The sequence below is a fragment of the Halostagnicola alkaliphila genome, assembly GCF_055379965.1.
The window spans coordinates 3,298,763-3,320,955 of sequence record NZ_AP043826.1 but is presented as its reverse complement, the minus strand read 5'-3'; the positions used below and the strand labels follow the sequence as shown (position 1 = coordinate 3,320,955).

At 61.0% G+C, this 22,193-nt stretch carries 26 protein-coding genes; 16 read left to right on the top strand and 10 right to left on the bottom strand.

Features of this window, described 5'->3' with window-relative positions:
• The first annotated feature begins 146 nt into the window (after positions 1–146).
• Positions 147–1,304 carry a chemotaxis-specific protein-glutamate methyltransferase CheB gene (gene cheB, locus ACZ5C7_RS22060; protein WP_464378403.1) on the top strand — a complete coding sequence of 386 codons (1,158 nt, stop codon included), beginning with the start codon at positions 147–149 and terminating at the stop codon, positions 1,302–1,304.
• Between the two features lie 165 nt (positions 1,305–1,469).
• On the opposite strand, the gene ACZ5C7_RS22055 is transcribed toward cheB, so the two are convergent.
• Positions 1,470–1,934 carry a chemotaxis protein CheW gene (locus tag ACZ5C7_RS22055; RefSeq protein ID WP_464378402.1) on the bottom strand — a complete coding sequence of 155 codons (465 nt, stop codon included), beginning with the start codon at positions 1,932–1,934 and terminating at the stop codon, positions 1,470–1,472.
• A 413-nt stretch (positions 1,935–2,347) separates the two neighbouring features.
• Here ACZ5C7_RS22055 and ACZ5C7_RS22050 point away from each other — a divergent pair, with 413 nt between their 5' ends.
• On the top strand, positions 2,348–2,902 hold the full coding sequence (locus ACZ5C7_RS22050) for a chemotaxis protein CheD (protein WP_464378401.1): 555 nt from the start codon (positions 2,348–2,350) through the stop codon (positions 2,900–2,902).
• Between the two features lie 261 nt (positions 2,903–3,163).
• Positions 3,164–3,661: a helix-turn-helix transcriptional regulator gene (locus ACZ5C7_RS22045; protein WP_464378400.1), complete on the top strand. Its 498-nt coding sequence runs from the start codon at positions 3,164–3,166 to the stop codon at positions 3,659–3,661.
• Positions 3,662–3,727: 66 nt separating this feature from the next.
• Here the strand turns inward: ACZ5C7_RS22045 and ACZ5C7_RS22040 are convergent, their stop codons facing one another.
• A complete protein-coding gene (locus ACZ5C7_RS22040) occupies positions 3,728–4,165 on the bottom strand; it encodes a DUF7112 family protein (RefSeq protein ID WP_464378399.1) in 438 nt (145 codons plus the stop codon).
• Between the two features lie 19 nt (positions 4,166–4,184).
• Positions 4,185–4,574: a 30S ribosomal protein S6e gene (locus tag ACZ5C7_RS22035; protein ID WP_464378398.1), complete on the bottom strand. Its 390-nt coding sequence runs from the start codon at positions 4,572–4,574 to the stop codon at positions 4,185–4,187.
• 563 nt (positions 4,575–5,137) lie between these two features.
• Between ACZ5C7_RS22035 and ACZ5C7_RS22030 the strand changes: the two genes are divergently transcribed.
• The 6 genes from ACZ5C7_RS22030 to ACZ5C7_RS22005 all read left to right on the top strand — a co-directional run bounded on the left by ACZ5C7_RS22030 (position 5,138) and on the right by ACZ5C7_RS22005 (position 9,753).
• Positions 5,138–5,416 carry a hypothetical protein gene (locus ACZ5C7_RS22030; protein WP_464378397.1) on the top strand — a complete coding sequence of 93 codons (279 nt, stop codon included), beginning with the start codon at positions 5,138–5,140 and terminating at the stop codon, positions 5,414–5,416.
• Positions 5,417–5,478: 62 nt separating this feature from the next.
• Positions 5,479–6,258, top strand: coding sequence for a TetR/AcrR family transcriptional regulator (locus ACZ5C7_RS22025; protein ID WP_464378396.1), 780 nt, complete (start codon positions 5,479–5,481; stop codon positions 6,256–6,258).
• 217 nt (positions 6,259–6,475) lie between these two features.
• A complete protein-coding gene (locus ACZ5C7_RS22020) occupies positions 6,476–7,474 on the top strand; it encodes a hypothetical protein (protein WP_464378395.1) in 999 nt (332 codons plus the stop codon).
• Positions 7,467–7,805, top strand: coding sequence for a hypothetical protein (locus tag ACZ5C7_RS22015; protein ID WP_464378394.1), 339 nt, complete (start codon positions 7,467–7,469; stop codon positions 7,803–7,805). Before ACZ5C7_RS22020 ends, ACZ5C7_RS22015 begins: the two co-directional genes overlap by 8 nt.
• A 9-nt stretch (positions 7,806–7,814) precedes the next feature.
• Complete coding sequence (locus tag ACZ5C7_RS22010; RefSeq protein WP_464378393.1) at positions 7,815–9,089, top strand: MBL fold metallo-hydrolase; 1,275 nt, start codon at positions 7,815–7,817, stop codon at positions 9,087–9,089.
• Positions 9,090–9,198: 109 nt separating this feature from the next.
• Complete coding sequence (locus ACZ5C7_RS22005; RefSeq protein WP_464378392.1) at positions 9,199–9,753, top strand: flavodoxin domain-containing protein; 555 nt, start codon at positions 9,199–9,201, stop codon at positions 9,751–9,753.
• Positions 9,754–9,755: 2 nt separating this feature from the next.
• Here the strand turns inward: ACZ5C7_RS22005 and ACZ5C7_RS22000 are convergent, their stop codons facing one another.
• From ACZ5C7_RS22000 to ACZ5C7_RS21990, 3 genes are all read right to left on the bottom strand, one after another.
• Positions 9,756–10,508 carry a pirin family protein gene (locus tag ACZ5C7_RS22000; protein ID WP_464378391.1) on the bottom strand — a complete coding sequence of 251 codons (753 nt, stop codon included), beginning with the start codon at positions 10,506–10,508 and terminating at the stop codon, positions 9,756–9,758.
• Positions 10,509–10,582: 74 nt separating this feature from the next.
• Entirely contained in the window at positions 10,583–11,938 is a 1,356-nt protein-coding gene (locus ACZ5C7_RS21995; protein ID WP_464378390.1) for a restriction endonuclease, read from the bottom strand.
• A 103-nt stretch (positions 11,939–12,041) separates the two neighbouring features.
• Positions 12,042–12,473, bottom strand: coding sequence for a hypothetical protein (locus tag ACZ5C7_RS21990; protein WP_464378389.1), 432 nt, complete (start codon positions 12,471–12,473; stop codon positions 12,042–12,044).
• A 108-nt stretch (positions 12,474–12,581) separates the two neighbouring features.
• On the opposite strand from ACZ5C7_RS21990, the gene ACZ5C7_RS21985 reads away from it, so the two are divergent.
• From ACZ5C7_RS21985 to ACZ5C7_RS21975, 3 genes are all read left to right on the top strand, one after another.
• A complete protein-coding gene (locus ACZ5C7_RS21985; RefSeq protein WP_464378388.1) occupies positions 12,582–13,049 on the top strand; it encodes a hypothetical protein in 468 nt (155 codons plus the stop codon).
• Between the two features lie 52 nt (positions 13,050–13,101).
• Positions 13,102–14,232, top strand: a complete 1,131-nt coding sequence (gene solA / locus ACZ5C7_RS21980; protein WP_464378387.1) for an N-methyl-L-tryptophan oxidase — start codon at positions 13,102–13,104, stop codon at positions 14,230–14,232.
• A gap of 116 nt (positions 14,233–14,348) precedes the next feature.
• Positions 14,349–14,549: a hypothetical protein gene (locus tag ACZ5C7_RS21975; RefSeq protein ID WP_464378386.1), complete on the top strand. Its 201-nt coding sequence runs from the start codon at positions 14,349–14,351 to the stop codon at positions 14,547–14,549.
• A 45-nt stretch (positions 14,550–14,594) separates the two neighbouring features.
• On the opposite strand, the gene ACZ5C7_RS21970 is transcribed toward ACZ5C7_RS21975, so the two are convergent.
• The 4 genes from ACZ5C7_RS21970 to ACZ5C7_RS21955 all read right to left on the bottom strand — a co-directional run bounded on the left by ACZ5C7_RS21970 (position 14,595) and on the right by ACZ5C7_RS21955 (position 18,229).
• On the bottom strand, positions 14,595–15,692 hold the full coding sequence (locus ACZ5C7_RS21970) for a M24 family metallopeptidase (protein ID WP_464378385.1): 1,098 nt from the start codon (positions 15,690–15,692) through the stop codon (positions 14,595–14,597).
• A complete protein-coding gene (locus tag ACZ5C7_RS21965) occupies positions 15,689–17,596 on the bottom strand; it encodes a UvrD-helicase domain-containing protein (protein ID WP_464378384.1) in 1,908 nt (635 codons plus the stop codon). The genes ACZ5C7_RS21970 and ACZ5C7_RS21965 overlap by 4 nt, the downstream gene beginning before the upstream one ends.
• 84 nt (positions 17,597–17,680) lie before the next feature.
• Positions 17,681–17,839, bottom strand: coding sequence for a DUF7563 family protein (locus tag ACZ5C7_RS21960; protein WP_464378383.1), 159 nt, complete (start codon positions 17,837–17,839; stop codon positions 17,681–17,683).
• 204 nt (positions 17,840–18,043) lie between these two features.
• Complete coding sequence (locus ACZ5C7_RS21955) at positions 18,044–18,229, bottom strand: HVO_0416 family zinc finger protein (RefSeq protein WP_464378382.1); 186 nt, start codon at positions 18,227–18,229, stop codon at positions 18,044–18,046.
• Between the two features lie 186 nt (positions 18,230–18,415).
• Between ACZ5C7_RS21955 and ubaA the strand changes: the two genes are divergently transcribed.
• The 4 genes from ubaA (at position 18,416) to ACZ5C7_RS21935 (ending at position 22,113) form a co-directional block, all read left to right on the top strand.
• Positions 18,416–19,270 carry an SAMP-activating enzyme E1 gene (ubaA, locus tag ACZ5C7_RS21950; protein WP_464378381.1) on the top strand — a complete coding sequence of 285 codons (855 nt, stop codon included), beginning with the start codon at positions 18,416–18,418 and terminating at the stop codon, positions 19,268–19,270.
• Positions 19,271–19,418: 148 nt separating this feature from the next.
• Entirely contained in the window at positions 19,419–20,006 is a 588-nt protein-coding gene (locus ACZ5C7_RS21945) for a hypothetical protein (protein ID WP_464378380.1), read from the top strand.
• Positions 20,007–20,066: 60 nt separating this feature from the next.
• On the top strand, positions 20,067–20,432 hold the full coding sequence (locus ACZ5C7_RS21940) for an Hsp20/alpha crystallin family protein (RefSeq protein ID WP_464378379.1): 366 nt from the start codon (positions 20,067–20,069) through the stop codon (positions 20,430–20,432).
• A 76-nt stretch (positions 20,433–20,508) separates the two neighbouring features.
• A complete protein-coding gene (locus ACZ5C7_RS21935) occupies positions 20,509–22,113 on the top strand; it encodes an ABC1 kinase family protein (protein ID WP_464378494.1) in 1,605 nt (534 codons plus the stop codon).
• The last annotated feature ends 80 nt before the right edge of the window (positions 22,114–22,193 follow it).

The following is a 22,193-nucleotide window of genomic DNA, read 5'->3' as shown; positions in this document are numbered from 1 at the left end:
TCTCGTGACGATCGACGAATCGTACCTGGAGGGGATCATCCACGGCTACCGCGCCGACGAGCAGGCTCAGGTGCCCCTGGTTGATTTTTCGGCGCTGATGGAAACACTGAAAGAGTATTAGTACCCGCCCTTAGAACGTTAGCCACATGGTTACTGTTGGGATCGTGGATGACTCGGCATTCATGCGGAATATTCTCACCGAGATTCTCGAAGAACGCGGACATGACGTTGTCGGAGAGGCGAGTGACGGTGAATCCGCCGTCGAACTCGTCGAATCGACCGACGTCGAAGTCATCACGATGGATATCTCGATGCCGGGGCAGGGGGGCCACTGGGCGGTCGATAAAATCATGGAACGCCACCCGGTTCCGATCGTCGTCCTGAGCGCCCACGTCCACGAAGACGCGGACGAAGCGCTCGAGTTGATGGAACGGGGCGTCGTCGACATCATCCGAAAGCCCGGCGGAAAGGAACGTTCGGTCTCCCTCTGGGATCGAGCCGACGAAATCGTCGAGCGCATCGCCGGCGCATCGCAGTCCAGTTCCCGCGTGAGTTCGTCGACATCGGCTTCTGCCGGGTCGACAGTGGGTTCGACGACTCGAGGGTCGAACGTCGGAACCGGGACGAGCACCGGCTCCTCGACGTCCGCCGGCTCGGATCGTTCGTCGATCGGATCCTCGACGCGAGCGAGTTCGTCATCGACGACCGCCGTCGATTCCACTCGAACGACGACGTTACTCATCGGCTCCTCGACGGGCGGCCCCGAGACGGTGGAAACGCTACTTGCGAATCTCCCGACCGGTCTCGATCTTCGCGTCATCGTCGTCCAGCACATGACGGATGCCCTGACCGGATCGTTCGCGGATCGCCTCGACGCGGCGACGGATTTCGAGTTTCGCGAGGCCGGTGCCGACGAGACGATCACGGCAGGCGAGGCCGTCCTCGCGAAGGGGGGCTATCACCTCGAGGTGACGGGGTATCGACGCGGACGGATCGATATCGATCTCTCGAAAGCGCCGAAAATCAACAACGTCAGGCCGGCCGTCGACGCGACGATGCGAACGGCGGCGGACGTCATCGACGATCACGTGGTCGGCGTGATTTTGACCGGAATGGGCAAAGACGGGGCGGTTGGAATCCAGTCGGTCGCGGATGCCGGCGGTCGAACGATCGCACAGGACGAGGAGACGTCTCGGATTTTCGGGATGCCGAAAGCGGCGATCGAAACCGGATCGATCGAGCAGGTCCTCGCAATCGAGGACATACCAGGCGTAATCGTGGACCTCTGTACCGAGGATAGTTGAGGACAAAACGGCCTTTCGATCCCATTTCGTCTAAAACGGCCCGTCGAGACCGGACTACGATCTATGACGTCGTCAGGTCAAATACTCACTTCTCCGAATCGAAAACGACGACGAAACGACGGAAAATAGAATACCGCTCGAGCCGTTTCGACTCACTCATCGGTCTCAGATACGCATCTGTGCCGGATCGAGCCAGATAACGAAATCCTCTTCCTGTCGAACCACGCCTTCGACGCCGGGTGCGTCTCCCCCCGCTTCTACGTCGCTCGGGGCGAACGAATGAACTCCTCTGACGCCGTCGACGAGCCATCCGAGGCGGCTGTCTGCACCGTCCTTTCGCTTGAAGACGATCAGCTTTTCATCGTTGTAGGCGTCTCCTGCTTCGAGTAACTGTTTTAGATTTATCACCTTCACGGCCTCGTCTCGAAGGTTGAGGACGCCCTCAATGTGCGGTGGCGTACTCGGCAGGTTAGTTAGTTCCCCGCAGTTGACGATTTCCGCGATGTACCCGATTTCGACGCAAAACCCGTCAGTATCGAGTTCGAACTCCAGAACCTCGACCGTTTCCTGGTCGCTCGACTCCTCGAACCCCTCTTCGCCGCCGTCTTGCTCGTATTCTTGTGCTGCCATACGTTAAATTCGCCCCCGATTTCAACTACAACCACTGTTGAAACCGTTCTCGTCCTGACCTGTTTCCGAGACACCTACTTAATTCTCGCGGCCCCGCCCTGTGTCTCGCCGCCGTTCTCGAGACTCTGATTGGCCCCGGCTCCGTTATGTCAGAGTAATGGCCAGAGTCCTTTTGCCGTGTGCAAACAAGAATACTGTACTACTCGGTACTCGCCAGCACGTTCGGAAACACTATTCAGATGACCGATAATTATATTGAAGGGATAGGCGCATCGGAATCTCGTGACGGATTCGTGAGTCAAACTAACGTGAGCGAGTCCGATTCGCGTTCGAACGACCAATCACCTAGCCGTCGATCGTTTCAATCGAAGAAATCGACTCCGAGAACGGACCCGTTACGGGTGGGTGAGCCGGTGACGATCCATCAGGCTGCGCGCGTCGAAACCCCAGCCGTGGTTCCCGGCCCGAACGAAAGCGTCGCCGAATCCGCGTTCAAAGTCGGTATCGCTGAGTACGCGCTGACGGTCCAAAGCGAGTACCAGTCGGTACGCTCGAGCGGGTTCGGTTCGTGTATCGGCGTCGTCGTTCACGACGAGTCGGCGGCCGTCACCGGGCTGTTGCACTTCATGCTTCCCTCCATCGAAAAGATTACCAATCCGGATCCGAATCCGGCGAAGTTCGGCGATTCGGGCATCGAAGCCATGATCGAATCGATGGCGGAGGTCGGCGGATCGGTTTCGGCGATGGAAGCCAAGCTGGCGGGGGGTGCGAAAATGATGGACTTCGAGAAACGCGGTCAGTCGATCGGCAAACAGAATCTCGTCGCCGCACGGGCCGCTCTCGAGGCTCGAGGAATCCCGATCAGGGCGACGGATACCGGTGGATCGATCGGTCGATCAATAACTGTCGAGACGAGAACCGGTTCGGTTTCGATTCAACGATCGGACGGATCCGAGTTGGTCATCTGATCGTGCGACCGTCTCCAATATTGTCGTATCAGGCCGAAAAACCGTCATTCACGATCTCTTCACGAACGATATTCGCGTTATTATGACATTCAGATATATTTGAATTATCGAATCACTCGCTGGTTAGTTCCCTGTCGTTTATACTGTGGCCGTTCCTCGGACTCAGTAGTCGTGGTTGTATTCCAATCCTGGCTCCCATCGACGATGTGTGGTCGGTGGTGGATTGATCGAACCACGGACCCCCCAAAATGGTGATCGAGAATGCGTGAGGAACCCCCTAATAGCATGTCCCTTTTCGCAAAATTGTCGAAAGTGATTGCTACAAGCAAAACGTCGGAATCGTACGAAACACCACTGAACGAACCCGAAGAACCGGTCGATATCGAGCACGAGTTCGAGGAACTGATGGCGCAAGTCGACGATGTGCTTCAGACTGATGACGTTCACTTCGAGGATGCGCTGATCAAGGAGAATCTCGACGACATCCTGCTCATGCTCATCTCGTTACACGGTGAAACACACGGGAAGGAACTTCTCTCGGATCTTGATTCGTTGTTCGAGACGGAACTGAGTCCCGGAACCGTCTATCCGCGACTCCACGACCTCGAAGACGAAGAAATCCTCTCGATGCATTCGAAAATTCGGACGAAGGAGTACGCCATCACGGATACCGACCACGTTCACTCGAGCATCGAGGAAACGATGGTCCAGCATTTGGCGTTCGGACTGCTGCTGTACGCGTTTCTCTATCGACTCTGAACGCGACCGTTCCGTGAGGCCATCTGCGTCGACCGTGTCGCGACGGTTCGACAGTCGAACGAACCGCTATGGCTCTTCGAGATCGTTTGCGATATCGGATAGACTACTCTTTGGCGGCTCCGAAGCGTCGTAATAGTTTGTTTCTCCGGGGCTTCGGAGGCCGTAGGCGAACTCCGGTTCGATGATGTCGATGAGGACCGACCCGCCGTCTCGAATCGTGTTGTCGTCACACCAGTCGGGGAAAACGTCGGTTCCCTCGCGCGGATCGCGAGCACCCTCCGTCGTCTCGTAGATGCCTTCGATAGTGAGCTCATCGCCGGTGAGCGCCCGCTCGATGCGTGCGAACCGCTCGGTTCCCTCGAGCGTGATCCGAACCAGTTCGTCGACCGAAAAGTCGCCGCTCTCCTCGCCCGGTATCTCCAGTCTGACACCCGTCGTGGTCTCCGAAAGCGTCGCTCTGACGGTCCGAATCGACGGGTGATCACTCGAAAGTCGATCTGCCATAAAACTGAATGTGCTGTCGTTACTCGTCCTCGGCGAGCAGTTCCTCGACGGCGGTGTCGCCGGATTCGGTGACCGAGGCGTTGATCTGTGCGACGGCGTCCGAAACTTCGCGGCCACGGACCGTGATACGACGGCGTTCGCCGTCTCGCTCCGGATTGTAGCCCGTCTGCTTTTCTTTCATCAGGACTTCCTGCAGGTCCGCTCCCGCGACGGTCTCGTTGAGCGGTCGACCCGCGTCGTCCGAGCCGCCGGTGATCTCGAGCGTGTAGCCCTCGAGTCCGACCGCGGAGCCGTCGACTTCGTCGCCGATCGACTTGCCGAGGAATCGATTTGCGTCCTGTCCGTCCGCCTCGAGTTGGTGTGCGAGCCCGGAGTCCGGGTCGCCAACAACGACAGTGAAACTTGCCATGGTCGATGAAAAACGGCCTGCAGTCAAAAATACGTCGAATCCGAACCGGCGAGCTCGGTTCGAGGATCGATCCGTTGGTGTTCTCTCCCGCCGGTCACCGACGATATCGGCTCGAACGGCCACATTCCGGTTTGAGTGCGATTACAGACGTCTCGCATCGATTCCGTGGTCGATCCCAGCCCTGTCTGTGGCACTTCACCTCTCCAAAATGGGTCCTTTCATCACATATTTCGCCACCGCGTCGGTCGTGCACAGACGACGGTACTCGCGACGACAGCGCTCGGGATCGCGACGCTCGGTGCCGGCTGTAGCTCGGACGACGAATCGAGCGCCGTGGACATCACGATCACCAACACGCCGATACGCGGAAGTCTTCTTTCTCGCCGTGTCGAGACGCGGCGATCCTCGCAGGGGATTAGATCGAGAAACTGTGTTCTCGGCGCGGCACGACCCCGAGATCGGCTTCGCGTGTCAGTGATACCGCCTCGAGCGTCGGTACAGGTCGAACGCCCGGGACGCCAAGCACTCGAGGACTCAAGTACCGCGACGCCATCTCTTTGCCCGTGCCCATCGACCCCGGTTCCCTCGAGAAACGGCTTCGTGAGAACTTCGGCGGAACGACGGCCGAGTCTCGAGTCGTCGCCCGTCAGGCCGTCGACCTCGACGATTCGGGGCGCTACGAGGCGACGGTGGATCTCGAACTGACGAACGAACTCGTGGTCGCGGAGTTGGCGGATGCCCCCGATGGCACCCCGGTCGAGCGCTGGAACTGGTGGATCGGCTCGCTCGAGATCGCGTTCGGCGACTACGAGCGGTTCGCGATCCGTCGATACCACCGATAAGACGGCCGTACGTCCGATGGAAGCGAAACCTCTTTGAGCGTATCTGACTAATTAGTCAGTTAGTGACTGATCCGGACGTTCGCGACGCGATTATGGCCGCAACATACGACGCGTTGTGTACCCACGGGTATACCGACCTGACCGCACAGGATATCGCAGACCGGACTGACAAGAGCAAGTCCCTCCTGTTCTATCATTACGACTCCAAGGAGGATCTCATCGCGGATTTCATCGATTACCTGCTCGAGCGCCACGACGAACGCGTCGAGGCATCCTCGGCTCGCCCGGCAGTCGACCGACTGGCGACGTTCATCGACCTCTTTCTGTACGGGCCCGACGACGACCGGACGTCGTTTCATACGGCGATGCTCGAGTTGCGAGCGCAAGCGCCGTACAACGAAACGTACCGCGAACAGCTCCAGAAAAGCGACGATCGGATTCGGAACACGCTCGAGAACATTCTCGTCGACGGGATCGAATCCGGCGAGTTCGTCGATCACGACTACGAAGCGGTCGCCGCCCTGCTGGTCGCTTCCTTCGACGGCGCTCGCACTCGTCAGATTACGATCGAGGGCGACGCCTATCTCGAGCGAGTCAGATCGGCGGCCGTCGACAGGATTATCGACGATATTCTCGCCGATGACGTCGAGTTCCCCACGGAATCACACACCGAGGATCCGCTCGGACCGGACGAACAGCTCGAGACGTTCGAGATCGGAGCAGAAGCTACAAACGAGTTGGACAACGAACAGGTAACTGAGGCAAGGGACGACGAACACTGTACCGAACCGACAGGTTCGGATCGATTCACCGATGAAGACAGCGATGAACAGACCAACTGAGCGATCCGGAGTCCTCGATCGACGGCTCCGTCGGACAGTCGGTCGAGTCGCTTTCCTCGCCGATCGTGGATCCCCCTCGCTTGGCGCGACAGCGTTCGTCGGGTTGCGAGCGGACGGACCAGCGTCTTTCCGTGCCCATCGTCGCGGTGAATACGTTTCGGATGCCGCCTCGAACCAGTCGTCGCCACCACTCGCCGACAGTAGCTGCTGATCGAATATGACTAAACACACCTCCACACCCGTTTCAGACACGGTTGCCGATCGATTCGATCGAACACTGCCCGCGCTCTCGCCGGACGTCCGTTCGGTCGCGTTCGATGCGCTCGAGCCGGTCGATTACTCGTTCCCGGTCTCCCTCTGTCGAACGACCGGCCGAGCCGTCTCGAACGAACGCCCCGGTGAGCAGACGCTCGAGGCGATTACAGTCTCGATAGCAGCGTTGCAGGGGTACGTTCAACTTCGGAGCGAGCTGCTGGAGCACGACCGCTATACGAGTTCGGCCGACCGAGACGCGGCGATCCTTGCAGGGGATTATTTACACGCGTTCGCACACGCTTCGATCGGCAATCTCTCCACCGACGATGCCGGCCAACTCCAGCTGTTTCGCGTCCTCACGAACGGCTCGAACACGCTGGCGCGGGCGTATCTCGACCCCAGTAGCGGCCCCGAGCGTGCGGACCTCGAGCGAGCAACTCCGACGGAGTCCGAACTATGGGCGAACACACCAGTCGTCTCCACGCCGGATGCGATACTCGCGGGTATCGCCGCCGAACTCGGTGCGACGGCAGTTGGCGCGACCGAAGCCGTTCGTGAATCCATCCGAGCGTACGGCTATTCGCTTTCGCGTGCGCTTACGGTCGCGTCGCTCGAGTCGCCCGATTCGTCGACCGAAGACCCTCGTTCGATCGCGATTCGCGTTCTTTCGGAGCGATCCGCTGAAGCGATGTCAGCCGCTCCCTCGAATCCGGATATCGGTGATGCAGGCGAAGCGTCTACGGAAACGACGGAGCGCTCCCGACTACTCGAGCGCGAACTCGAGTACGCACGTACCGCGCTCGAAACGATCGAGGCGGTCGACGTGGCTCCTCGAACGGCCGACGAAGTAGACCGTGGAGATCGGTCAGGTGGGGCCGATCGAACTGGACCGACCCCTCGAGAGCGACTCGAGAGGGCAACACGGATCCCGTTCGAAGACGTACTCGTCTTCAATGAGTGAACTCGGGCGGCCGTCCTGGCCAGCGTACCTGTTTACCGCACTCGTCGCGGGTCTCGGTCACTGGTATCTCGGCGAGTGGCGCCGCGGGGTCGCCTGGTTCGGTCTCTACGTGCTCGCGCTCGCGTTTTTGAGCGCACGGACGCTGTCGGGCGCTTTCGAGCCGGGCGAACCGTTCGTCGTGACGGCCCTCCAGATCGAGTCGGTGACCTACACAGATGTCGCCGTTCCGCTCGCGGTTTTGCTCGTCTGTCTGCTCGATGTCTATCTTATCAGGCTGACCGAAGTCGCCGGTCCGAGCGAATCGATGGACGAAAACCATTCGAACGGCTAGGATCGCCAGATGGAACTCGAGTTTCGGGGCGGGGCCGGCGAAGTCGGTCGGAGCGCGCTCTTGATCGACGAGACGCTATTGCTGGATTTCGGGATGGATTCGGGCAACCCGCCGTCGTTTCCGGTCGGCGATGTCGATCCCGAGGCGATCGTCGTCAGCCACGGTCACCTCGATCACGTCGGTTCGCTCCCCTCGCTGCTTTCTGGCGACGCCCGTCCGGAAATCCACTGGACGCCGCCCACTCGGGACCTCGCGATGGTGCTCGCTCGAGATACGCTGAAACTCCACGGCGTCTCCTCGAACGGTCCGACCCAGCGGGGTGGAACCTACGACTGTCCGTTTACCGAAGCCGAAGTCGCACGGGTGAGCCAGGTGTCGGAAACCCACGGCTACCGCGAGACGTTCGAGGTCGCCGGCTACGAGGTCACGTTCTTCGATGCTGGACATATCGTCGGCAGCGCACACGTGCTGATCGACGACGGTGACACCAGACTTCTCTACACGGGGGATTTCCAGACGGAAGCCCAGCAACTGGTGGGGAGGACGACCGCTCGACCCGACGCCGATATCGTCGTCTGTGAGAGCACCTACTCGGACACCGCGCGTCCGCCGCGCGAGACGATCGAAGAATCGTTCGTCGAGAGCGTCGAGGGAACAATCTGGGAGGGCGGCACCGTCGTCGTCCCCGCATTCGCGATCGGGCGCACGCAGGAACTGCTCTGTCTCTGCGAGCAACACGACCTCGAGTGTTACGTCGACGGGATGGGCAAACGCGTGACGGAGCTGTTTTTGCGGGACCGAAATCGGGAGTTCCTCCGCGATCCGGATCTGCTCCGCCGCGCGAAAGGGAACGCTCGATTCGTCACCGGAAGGGACGGCCAACGAAAGCGAATCGCCGAGAAGAACACCGTAATCGTCACCACGAGCGGAATGCTCCACGGCGGCCCCGCGATGACGTACGTTCCCGAGGTCCGGAGCCACCCGGTGAACAAGATCGCCATGACGGGCTATCAGGTCGAGGGGACGCCTGGCCGCGACCTCCTCGAGACGGGCAGCGCGGAACTCGACGGGCGGATGATGCCGGTCAGCGCGCAGGTCGAGGCGTACGACTTTTCGGCTCACGCCGATCGAAACGGCGTCCTCGAGTTCCTCGAGTCTTATCGGGATACCGAGGTGCTCGTCGTCCACGGCGACCGCTGTGAGGGGTTCGCGTCGGAGCTGTCCGAAGACGGGTTCGACGCGAGCGCACCCGAGGTCGGCGATACGTGGACTAGTGCGGACTGAGTGGCGGACGATATTCTCGAGAGAGGGGTGCGTTTGATAGGTCTCGCCGTCGTCGAGTGGCTATGTCGAACCCGAATCCGCGATCGAGAGCCGGCGAGGGTGATCGCTAGTGGCTCGAGTACTCGTCTGTTACGGCTCGAACGAGGGACAGACCGCAACGATAGCCGACCACATCGGTGACGAACTTAGCGAGGCGGGCCACGACGTCGTCCTGTCGACGGCGAAGTATCCGCCGAGTGCGTTGACCTCGGGAGCGGTCGCCTACGACGGCGTCGTCGTCGGCGCGTCGATCCACAAAGGCAGCCATCAGGGATACGTCGCCGAGTTCGTTCGCGAGTACGCCGACGATCTGAACCGGGTTCCCTCGGCGTTCTTCTCCGTCAGCCTCGCCTCGGCACGATCCGATCCGGGCGCACGGTCCGAGGCCGAACAGTATCTTCGGGAGTTTCTCGAGGATACTCGCTGGGATCCGGACCTGACGTACCCCGTCGCCGGCGCGCTCAAGTACAGCGAGTACGGCTTTCTCACGCGATTCGTGATGAAGCGCATCGCCTCGAGAGAAGGATTAGATACCGATACCGATCACGACTACGAGTACACGGATTGGGAAGGCGTCGACGCCTTCGCGACGGACGTCGAGAACCTCGTTTCGAAACGGCAGTAGCCTCACCGACCGATAGTCCCCTGGCGCGTGATCGGCGCGTCGGGGTTGATGAGAAAGGCGACTATCACCGACTTTTCTCGAGCGCTCGCGGACATCACTTCTTCGTCGACGAGGAGTCCGCTCTCGGCTTCCTCGAAGCGGACGCCGTCGACTTCGAGCGCCCCCTCGAAGACGTAGAAGTAGGTATCCCAGCCAGCCGTCGACGGGAACTCGACCGTGGCACCCTCCTCGAGTCGACCGTCGTAGCACTCGACGTCGTTGCGGACGAAAAACGGCGCGTCGGATCCGTCGGGGCCGAAGAGGTGTCGCCACTCGTTCGGAACGGGATCCGGGACCGCGCCGTGTTGAATCCCCGGCTCGAGTCCGAGACTGTGCGGTCGGACGAAGATTTGTAACATCCGCAACGGTGGGTCGTCCGCGAGCGTCCGCTCCTCGTGCCAGAAGCCGCTCCCCGAGTTCATCACGAGGAGGTGGTCGGAATCGGTGACCAGTTCGTTCCCCTCTCGGTCGTCGTGGCGCATCACGCTGGCCGGAACCCAAGAAATAATCTCTTCGTTCCGGTGGGGGTGCATCGAGATCAGCGTGTCCGGATCCATGAACGACTCGACGACGGTCGCGAGCGGGCCGTAGCCGTGGTCGTTGTGGTCCGGACGATTTCGTCCGGGGAAATTGAAGTGAGTCCTGAACGAACCCTGATCCTGCGAGACGTCCGTCCGCGGGGCCTTGTAGAGTCCCGTTTCGGAACCGGTATTCATGTGTCAGAATGAGGGCGAGAGCGCATATGTCCTTGTCGCACACGGAACGACTCCGGACGAACGCGAGCGAGTGACTACACGATTCCGACGCCGCTCAATAGCACGAACGCGAGAAACAGCGAGGCGAGGACGGCTCCGACGGCGAGCGGGACGTTCTCCGTGGCCTTCTCGTGGATCGGCATTTCGTCGTACTCCTCGCGGAACCGCTCGAGGTTTCCTTCGTCGTAGAAGTACTTTGTCTGCAGCGCGAAGCGTTCAGTGACGGCACAGCCGGTACAGACCGGCTGGTTCTCGAGTCGTTCCGTTTCGATGTGATCCTCGCAGTTGATGCTCCCGCAGTTGTCACAGTAGGTGTGCGTTCCGTCGACCGCCCCGCAGTGAACGCACTGGTGGAGGTCGTTCGCGGTCGTCGCTCGAGAGGGGCCGGCGGCGTAGTATTCGTAGGCGTAGGCATATTCGCCGAGCGAGAGACGGGATCGGACGTGCGGAAGGTAGACCGAATCGATATCGAGAACGCTGACGTCGGATCGATTCGGCGTGCACGTCTTCTGATAGTCGACGTTGTTGTCGCCGGTGTAGTGTACCGTCGTCGTCTGTCGTTGCTGGATCTGGTCGACGGCCCACTCCTTGTACTCCGTCTCCGTCTGGCCGTATCGCTCGCGAGAGACGGCATCGAATCGATTCTCGAGAGGCGTTTCCTCGAGGTCGATCCGAGGTGCGGATCGGTTCGCGACGAGTTCGCGAACGGCTCCCCCTGCGACTCGTGGATGTCCGCGATTCGCGTACAAGACCAGATCGTTCGTCTCCTCGAGCGAGTGTATCACACCGACGCCGGTTTCAAACGTTGCGCTCGTTCGTGTGCTGACGGTGACCATCGGCTCGAGGTCGACGGCCGTCCGGGGTGAGGGGATCCTCGTCGGATCGAGGTTCTCGACCTCCTGTGTGGCCTCGAAGACGGGTGCATCTCGGCCGGCGGTGGGGTGAGTCGGGCGGAGGGTTTCCTCACAGAGGATTTCGATTCGGCCGTTGTAGAGGTTCATTCCGATCTCGTCGCCGATCTCGCGGAGGTCGCTTCCATCGAGGAGCGCGACGCCACCGTCGCGGTTCGCCCCCAAGTTTTCGGCGTACTCTCGAGCGGGGCCGGTAAATCGCCCGGTCGTCGCCACCATGCCGCGTTTGGGGCCGTCGTAGTCGTAGGTCGCGACCGCCGAGTGCAGCTTTTGGACGACGGGCCGGCTTACCGTGTCGGTGTGTTTGCACTCGACGACGACCGCCCGGCGTCGTCCGTCGACGACCTCCTCCATCAGGATATCTCGGCCTTCGTCCGCACTACGTGCGGAGACGCGAACGTTCTCGTATCCAAGGTGTCTGAACACGTCCTCCATCAGGTCCTCGAACTCATAGCCCGAGAGATCGTCGAGTATCGCCATCAGCTTCTCGGAGGATTCTCTCTAGTCGACTGCCGATAGTCTTTCGGCCTCGTGTCGTGCCTTCGCCGGCCTCCGTCGTGTTCGCCGATCGGCACTCGCGCGCTCACCGTCCATCGGCCCGCCAGCCGGATATCTCCCCGGCTCGGGCGATATACGCGAGCAGAAAGAACACACACGCGAGTACCCCGCCGACCCCGACATCGGCGAGCAGGTCGTTCGGTATCCACTCGACTCGAGACGTCGCGACGACGACGGTCGCAAACCCACCGATGATGGTAGCCCGGCCGGCGAGCCCGATCCGGCGAAACCATCGCCCGATTCGGCTGCCGAAGGTGGTATTCGCCCCCGGGCCAATGGCCGCGGCGAACGCGACGAACCCGATACTCACGGCGGGCCACGACGGCGAGCCGAAGAGCACTCGAGGTGCGAACCCGACGATGATGAGGGCCGCGAGACCGACCTCCGCCCACGTCGGCGGCCGATCAGGAAAATACCGATCCGGAAAATACGTCGAGACGCCGTTCCGTTCGCTCATGTACGGACATTCACGTCACTCGTCATCAGTATTCTCCCGGGTCGAATCGAGACGGCCTGCTCTCGCGCCTGAAACCGTTTTCCTGCGCCACGTCGTCGGAACTTCTGGATGACCGATTCAGACCCTACTCCGAGCCCGGACGGCGACGACCTCGAGTTGAGCGACGCCGAACTGGATGCGCTTCACGACCTGCAGTTGGGAATCGAGTACGTCCACCGGGCCTACGGCACGTTGCTCTCCTTTCACCACGAACTCGGCCACGCGATGGATCGAATGGCCGACGCCGAAGACAACCTTCGGACGGCCGGCCACGAGTCGTGGGCCGACGAACTTCAGAATCAGCATCTCCCGGCAGGGGCCGTAAGCGACCAGTGGACGTTCGAACTCGTCGAAGAGTTTTCGGCGGAGTTCCTCAAGGAAGTCGACCGTTTCGAGGGCGACGTTCGAGACGAATTAGCCGACGGCCTCGATCACGTGAGCGAACGCCGACAGAAACGCCGCGTTCGTGAACGGGCGGCCGGCGAGGAAGAGACAGCCGGCGAGGAGCGAGCCGATATCGGCGACGGAGACGAGTAACCGACGCCCGTAAGTACGAAACGTTTTCGTTCGCCCCGTGATAGGTCGGTGCATGACCGATCGGTACGACGTTATCGTCCTCGGCGTGGGTGGAATGGGGGCTGCGACAGTGTCTCACCTCGCCGAACGGGGGGCGGACGTGCTCGGACTCGAGCGCTACGACGTTCCACACGGATACGGATCTTCGCACGGCATCACGCGCATTATTCGGCTGGCGTACTACGAGAATCCGGCCTACGTTCCGCTACTCCGGCGAGCGTACGATCTCTGGCGTGACCTCGAAGACGATCACGATCGACAGTTATTGTACCAGACGGGTTCGATCGACGCCGGTCTCTCCGGAAGCGATCTGGTCGAGGGTTCGAGACGATCTTGCGAGGACCACGGCCTCGAGTACGAGTCGCTCTCGAGTGCGGAGCTCACCGAGCGCTATCCTGGCTATCAGCTTCCCGAGGAGTACGAAGCCATCTATCAGCCCGACGGCGGCTTTCTCGTCCCCGAACAGTGTACCGTCGCACACGTCAATAGGGGCCACAGCGAGGGGGCGACGATCCGGGCTCGAGAGCGCGTCGTCGACTGGCGGCCAACCGATGACGGCGGCGTAACGGTCGCAACGGACCACACCACCTACGAAGCGGACGAACTCGTCGTCACGGCCGGCGCGTGGGCCTCGACGTTCATCGACGAACTCGAGGGTGTCGCCGTCCCCGAACGGCAGGTACTCGCGTGGCTCCAGCCCGAAACGCCGGCGTACTTCGAGCCGGAGCGACACCCAGTCTGGAACCTCGAGGTGCCGGAGGGACGGTACTACGGCTTTCCCGTCCACGACGTACCTGGATTCAAATTCGGCCGATACAACCACCGAGAGAACGACGTCAATCCCGACGCCTTCGAACGAGAGCCGACCCAGGCGGACGAACTCGTCCTTCGGGAGTTCGCCGAGGAGTACTTCCCGGAGGGAGCGGGGCCGACGATGCGGCTGGAGACGTGCCTGTTCACGAATACCCCAGACGACGATTTCGTTCTCGACACGCTGTCGGACCATCCTCAGGTCACCGTCGGTGCCGGCTTCTCCGGCCACGGCTTCAAGTTCGCTCCCGTAATCGGCGAAGTGCTCGCCGACCTCGCGCTCGAGGGCGAAACCGACCACGACATCGATTTGTTCTCGCTGGATCGGTTCTGAGCGCGGTGATTCGAACGCGGCGTTCGAGTCCGATTCCGAAGGCGGGGCCGTTTCGAGTCTGAAATCGACCTGTTATCTTCCGGAAGATTCAGTGTTTCGTGGACAAACGCGTCCGTATGTCGGACCTCGCCCTCTACGTCTTCCTCGGGTCGCTCGCTATCCAGTACCCGGCCGCGGCGTTCGTTTACCTCGACTCGAGGCAGTTCGACCTCGAGCCGATGGAACGATACGACGTGGGCGTGCTCATGCCCGCGATTGGATTCGTCGTGCTGGCGTACTATCTCTCGAAACGACGGACCTTCGCTCAGAAATCGTAGGGAGAATCGTTCGTCCGGGTCACATCGAGTGAAATACGAACGAAATCAGCCGTACGCCGCGGGATCGAGCGACCGAGACGGTGCCTCGAGCCACCGAGCGGGTTCGCCGGGAACGAGGAGGTCGGCGAGTCGAACCGAGCGGTCGGCGTCGACGCGAACGGCCGCCTCGATCCGAACCACCGTTTCCGGCCCGACGTCTGCGTCGGCGGCCGCGGGCGCTTCCCGAGGCTCGAGGCCGACGCCCGTAACTCGAGTTTCGATGCCGTCGGCATCACCGAAGCCGAACGCGCGGATCTCGGCCTCGAGGTCGGCTTCGACGGCCGTCACCGAGTGGGTCGCGTCGGTCAGTTTCGAACGGACCGACCGAAACGCTCGCGTCAGCGCGACGTGGGCGCGACGGTGTCCGCCGCCGTCTCCGTCGACGACGAACGTTCGAGTCAGTCCGCCGTGGTATCCCTCGAGTCCTCGAGGGGATAGTTCGACGACGATCGGTTCGCCAGCCCGGAGCGGATCGCCGTTCGATGCGGACCGACTGCTCGTGAACTCGCCGGGAATCGCTCCGGTCGCGACGATGGCTTCGTCGACCGCAGTTCGGAGTCGCGCGCTCGTGAGGTGCTCTCCGGCGAAGACGAGCGTCCTGTCGTCGGCGACCTCCGTCTCGGCCAGAACCGACGCAGCCCGTCTCGTTCCGCTCGCGGCCGCCTTTTGCGCCCGCTCGATCCGCACGCGTTCGTCGTCGGATTTCGACCGACGGGCGCGACTCAGCACGTCGCTCGAGGCGAGCTCAAATCCGGCCTGCTCGAAGTAGAGAGCGGCGTCGTGGGGAATCGTCGCCGGCGTCAGTACCGTTCCGGAGACACTCTCGTCGGCGAGTCTGGTCGCGAGGTCGTCGGCCGGATGGGGTCCGGATCGCCCATTGCCGATTTTTCGACCCTGAGAGTGGTGCCAGGTCGAGCCGTCGAAGCCGATAGCGTGAATCGTCTCGACGACATCGAGGCCCCGAGGACGGTTCTCCGGATCGAATTCGGCGAGACAGTATCGAATAGCCGGCACTCGAGCGGAACCAACGTGGACGAACGCGCCGGCGTCCCGCGAGGATAGTTCGGCCTCGAGTAACGCGGTGAGGGATTCCCGCTCGATCACGGCGCTTCCGCTTCGACTTCGGGTTCGGCTCCGTCCACGTCAGGGTCCTGAGCCTGTTCGACGAGTTCTTCCAGGCTCGTGTCGGTCAGGCGGTTGTTGAGCAGGACGTCGACGGGGAGGGTGGGTGCGCCGTCGACGAGGTTCTCGAGCAGGACCAGACGCTCTCGAGCGCGGGACATTCCGACGTAGAAGACGCGTCGCTCGTTGTCGGTGAGGACGGGAACCGGGGAGGTCGTCTTGGTGAACTCCTCGCAGCCGGGAATATCCGTAATCCCTTCGGATTCGGTCTTGATCTCTCCCGCCGATCGGTCCTCGATGGTCGCGACCATCTGCTCGACGACCTTCTCGGTGAGGTCCGTGCCGACGACGACGTGGTCGGCTTCGCGCCCCTTCGCGGAGTGGATCGTGCCGACGCGGACGCGGTCGGTATCCATCTTCTGGTAGGTTCCGATTCCGAAGTACGACTTGACGCTCTTTTTCTGGAAGTTCGTCACCTTCCGAAGCATGTCCGAGGCGGATTCCGGGCCGGGCATGAACGGCGTGTGGTCGGTGATCACGTCCGCAGGGATCATGAGCTCCTCGAGGTCGTCGATGCCGGCTTCTTCCTGTCGGTCGTCGATCGTGTCGAACAGTTCGTCGCGCTCGTTGGTTCCGAACGCAGAATCCTGCAGCATGTCGGCGAGTCTACGGGCCTGCAGACCGGTGACGTCCTCGCCCTTGTCCATGGCTTCGACCGCGCGGACGTACTGCGTCAGCCGATCGGTCCACATCCGCTGGTCGGTCAGCGAGGTGAAGGGGACGCCTTCGGTGATGAACTCGTCGATGAACTGGAACATCTGGTAGCGCGCGCGGAACAGCACCATGATCGTTCCCTCTCCCTCGACGAGCGTCTGGCGGACGAGCCTGACGACGTCGAGCATCGACGCGTTCCGGTGGGCTTCGACCGCCCCGCCTTCTTTGCGCGGTTTGAGATCCTTGTCTTGCCGTTGATCGATGTGTCTTATCTCCTGGTTGACCGCATTGAGAACGTTCGAGGGTAGTCGATAGGAGTTGGGGAGGATCACATCGTCGTCGACATCCTCGTCGAGCAGGAGTGCGGGATCCGCTCCCTGCCAGGAGTAGACGACCTGATCGTCGTCTCCCGCGATCAGGACCTGATCGACGTGGGGTTTCCATTCTTGGTAGACGTCGTACTGCAGGGTCGTAATATCCTGGAACTCGTCGATGACAAGATAGTCGACGTTCGGCACGAGCGAGCGCTGTCTGACCCGCTCTAGCATGTCGGCGAAGCCGATCTTCTCTTCGGATCCCTTGTAGTTTCGCCAGGCGCGGATGACTTCGGGCACGTCGATCCGGTCGTCGTCGGAGGGCCACGTCGGCGTGTACTTGTTGCCTTCCTGGGCGTTCGGGTCGATGTCCGGCGGGAGTCGAACCTCTTCGACATCCCACTGGAAGGGGACATCGTACCAGTCGGAAACGTCGCGACGAGTCCGCTGGAGCCACTGACTGGTCGCGATGACCTTGTTCCCGATGGTCGTCGACCGAGCGGTTCGTCGACCGGCACCGCTGTACTCGTCTTCGAACTCGACACCGAAGTCGTCGCAGAACTCCTCCTTATCGGATTCGCCGATAACGTCGCCGCGAGAGAGATCCAGCAGATCGTAGGCCTTGGCGTGCATCGTACAGACGTTGCCCTGTAACGCCCGCGGGCTTTCGTCGAGTCGCTCGGCGAGTCGTTCGCGGACTTCCTGTGCTGCTGCACGCGTGTACGAGACGACGAGGATGTCCCGAAACGTCACGCCGTCTTGCTCGAGGATTTCCTCGACGTGATCGAGGAGGGCTGTCGTCTTCCCGCTCCCCGGACCGCCGAACAGCCGGGTCACCTTCGTCTCCGTGGTACTCATTGTACCTGTTCAAGAGCGCAATACCCATAAGTCACGTGGATTGTCGGCGAGAAAATCCGTTCGAGGCGTTCGATTTCGGGTACGTCAGGGATTCCGTGGCGAGCGTGTATTCCTGATCTCGGCCCCATCGCGGATTTTGTCAGGACACTGTGGACAGACTCGCGGCTCGTCGATTCCCTGAGGGGTGAATACTCGAGCGTACCGCTCTGTGACGAACGAACTACAGTTCTGGCAGGTGGGCATCTCCAATTCATGTTAGAAACGTATTATATATAATCGTTACTGTCGCTGGTAGATAAAACAACGGACCCGTGCAAAATCAAAAGGTACTGACGGTTGGCACTGAGTCGATGGGATTCGTTGATGGGGGACCGAGTTCGGTTTCTCGCTCGAGCCGATGTCACTGCGCTTCAAAAAGTGGCCAAACGCTCTCGGTACCGCCGACTCTCAGAGCTGGGGAGCCCACCCGCAGACGCTACAGTTCGTCGCCGCTGTATCGTGGATTCCGCCGCATTCCGGACATTGTTTCTTGTTATACGCGTTTTCCCACCCTACTTCGTTGACATCGTGGCCGCGGTCCGCAAGGAATTGATCGAACAGCTCGTCGTCGGCACCATTGGGTGAGGTTGCCATAGTCATGGTATGGCACACCAGGCTATTAAATCAATGGGTTGCGTAAAACGCTGCCACAAGGCGTCTCTTTTTCCCGGTCATCGCCTCCCGACTGCCGGCAGTTCGTCGACGCCGGCCGTCGCTATCAGCGTCACTCGGTTTCTCCGGACCCACGTACTTTTCTTCGGGGTTCCCCAATAGTCGACCATGAGCGATCTTCGCCTCGACGCGACCCAACTCGACCGATACTCGAGACACGTGATCATGGACGAAGTCGGCCCAGAGGGCCAAAAGCGGCTCCTCGAGGGATCCGTACTCGTCGTGGGTGCCGGCGGGTTGGGCTCGCCGGCGATCCAGTACCTCGCCGCCGCGGGCGTTGGCCACTTGGGAATCGTCGACGACGACGTGGTCGAACGCTCGAACTTGCAACGCCAGATCGTCCACGCCGACGCTGACGTGGGCCGTCCCAAAGTCGAGAGCGCGGCGTCGTACGTAGCCGCATTGAATCCGGACGTCGACGTGGAAACCTACGAAACGCGGCTCACGACCGAAACCATCGACGATATCGCCGAGGGGTACGATATCGTTCTGGACGCGAGCGATAACTTCGCCACGCGATACTTGTTAAACGATTACTGCGCCCTCACCGGGACGGCCCTGTCACACGGCGCGATCTACCGGTTCGAGGGTCAGATTACGACGTTCACGAACGACGATTCTGCGACCGATGACGGTTCCGACGGTGGGCGTCCGTGTTATCGGTGTCTCTTCCCCGAAGCGCCCGAACCGGGCACCGTTCCGGACTGTGCGACGACCGGCGTTCTGGGCGTGCTCCCCGGCACCGTTGGCTGCATTCAGGCGACCGAGGTCGTCAAGTACCTCCTCGGGACGGGCGACCTCCTCGAGGGACGCCTGCTGATGTACGATGCGATGGATATGACCTTCGACACGGTCGAAATACGTCAGAACCCCGAGTGTCCGGTCTGTGGCGAAACGGGCGCGATCGACTCCATCGAGGAAGTCAGTTACGAGGGGACCTGTCAGGTAACGCACGCGGAGTAACATCGGATCAGTCTCACACAACCATCTAATACCGGTTTCTATCCGCTTTTCTCGCCGCTATTTTTGATCGGAATAACGAATCACCAGATATAATAAGATATCAATAAATCCAGAACGTTCAAAACCCCTGACTGTCGACTGGATAGACATGGCACAATCCAATAATAGAGACGACCAAGTAGACAGTACGGGAAACGATGGGGAACCAACCAACGACGATGGCGGCGACGAGTCGATCGTTGACCTCGCACAGCAACCGATAGTCAAACAGTGGACGAAGTTCGTCACGATCCTCTTTGCGTTCGCTGGCGTCGGAGCGGGACTCACCGTTATTCTTCGAGACGTCGTCGATCAACCGATTATAGACTCGAACACGACAAGCGCACTCACGTTCCCCGGCGTTGACCTTCCGATCGTTGCTGCGATAGTCGCCGTCTTTATCGGCGTCTATCTCGGCTGGAATCTCCAGACGGACGACCAGACGGCGTATCTAGCCGGCGCGATTTCCGCGTTCGCCGGGACCATCGTGAGTATACTGCTGTTCGTGATTTTCTACTCGGTCGCGACCGACCTCTCGATCGAGTTCGGCGGTCTCATCGTCAGTTCGATCGTGAGCGGACTCGGCGTGAGCGTCGCCGCCGCAGGCGGCGCCTGGGCCAGTCGAAACGCAGCACCGGAGACGTCGGAATCGCAGCAGACGGTCGAGTCACAACACGGCGCACAGGCGAGCGACTAACTCTCGCCGACAGTATCCGCGACCGCGGGCTTTTTCGTATCCGCGTGCCAACGTGTAGGCATGTCTACGCTCCGCGAGGCGCTGGGAGACCTCTCCGACGACGTTTTTTTCGATTTGCTCGAGAGTGACGAGGCGTATTTGCTCGTTCTCGACGTGCCGGGCGTCTCGGCCGAGACTCTCCAGGTGACCGTCGACGGCGGCCAGATCGAAATCGACGCGAGCCGCGAGAAGTCGATGGACGACGAGTACCGATACGTCGAAGAGAACCGATCACTGTTTCTCGATATCACGCTTCCGCTGCCGGACGATGCGACCGACACCGGTGCGGGCGCGACCGTCGAACGCGGCGTCCTCGAGTTGAGCCTGCCAAAGCGTGAGGCAGCGGACGAAACGACGATCGACGTTGTCGCCGGGGAGGACGTCTAACGCGAGGTGGGGTGATCTGTCGACCCTCCGCGCGTACAAACGATTCTTCGCCGTCGCGTGGCAGTTCCTCCCGCTGTTGGTCGCCTACGCTCGAGACCGGCGGCGGTTTTTCCTGTTCGGTCGCTCGAGACGAGTCGATCCCGAAACCCACCGACACCGAGCGGAGGTCCTCCTCGAGTCGCTGCTGACGCTCGGCCCGACGTTCATCAAACTCGGACAGCTGCTGTCGACCCGGCCCGACGTTCTCCCGCCGGAGTACATCGACGTCCTCTCGGCGTTACAGGACGAGGTCCCGCCGGCCGACTGGGACGAGGCGAAGGTCGTCCTCGAGGAGGAACTCGGGCCGCTCGGCGAGCGATACGAGGAGTTCGACACCGACCCAATCAGCGGTGCGAGTCTGGGGCAGGTCTACCGCGCCAAGGCTGACGAGACGGACGTCGCGGTGAAGATTCGTCGCCCCGGAATCGAGGAACTCGTCGAGGCGGACCTTCGGGTGATCCGGTGGTCGATGCCGTTCTTGTTGTACTTCGTCGACGAGTCCCGATCCTTTTCCCTCGAGAACTTAGCCGAGGAGTTCTCGAAGACGATTCGCGAGGAGATGGACTACGAACGCGAGGCGCGGATGTTGACCGAGATCAAGTCGAACTTCGCGGACGACGAGGAGATCCGAATACCCGCGGTGCTCGAGAGCCACTCCGGATCGCGCGTGCTCACGATGGAACACGTCGAGGGAACGAAGATCAACGATGTCGAGGAACTCGATCGGAAGGGGATCGATCGAAGCGAGGTCGCGGAGACCCTTCAGCGGGCCTACCTCAAGATGATCATCGACGACGGCGTGTTCCACGCCGACCCACATCCGGGGAATCTGGCGGTGACCGACGACGGCCGGGTCGTCTTCTACGACTTCGGGATGTCGGGCCAGGTCGACGAGTTCGTCCAGGAGAAGATCGTCGAGTTCTATATCGCGGTCGCGAATCAGGATATCGACGCGATTCTGGACGCGCTGATCGAAATCGGAACCCTGAGTCCGGATGCCGACCGCGCGGTGATGGCCGATGTGATGGAACTGGCCATTCAGAACGCCCGAGGGGAGGCCGTCGAACAGTATCGCGTCCAGCAAATCGTCGGCCAGATCGAGGACTCGATCTACGAGTTTCCGTTCCGACTGCCGAAGAACCTCGCGCTTGTTCTCCGGGTTGCAACGGTCGTCGAGGGCGTCTGCATCACCCTCGACCCCGAGTTCGACTTCATCTCGACGGCGACGGACTATCTCACTGAGGAAGGCTACCGCGAGGAGTCGATTCGCAAGTACCTCGAGGAATCCGGCCGACAGATCAAGCGTTCGGGCGAGTCCCTGACGCGAATGGCACCGAAAGTCGAGCGGACGCTGGACCGTCTCGAGCGGGACGACCTTTTCGTTCGGATCGGCGTCGAGGACGAAAAGGATGTCTTCGCCGCGCTGGCAAAACGCCTCATCTACGGGATGTTGCTCACGATGTCGCTCTTTTCGATGGGCGTCCTCTACGCGCTGGATGCGCCGGAGGCGTCGGTCGTCGCTGCAGTCTTTGCGGTGGTCGTGTCCGTCCAACTGTATCGCTCGTTCCGGAAACGACGTGGGCTCAGGGCGGAACCGCAGTTCGCACAGCAGCGGTTTCGCCAGCGCCAGCGCGACGACTGATAGGGTCGTTCGTAACTATTTTCAGCCAACCTGAGCAGAAAACGAGGTTCGGGGGACGAAACCGGCGATGGAGTATCTAC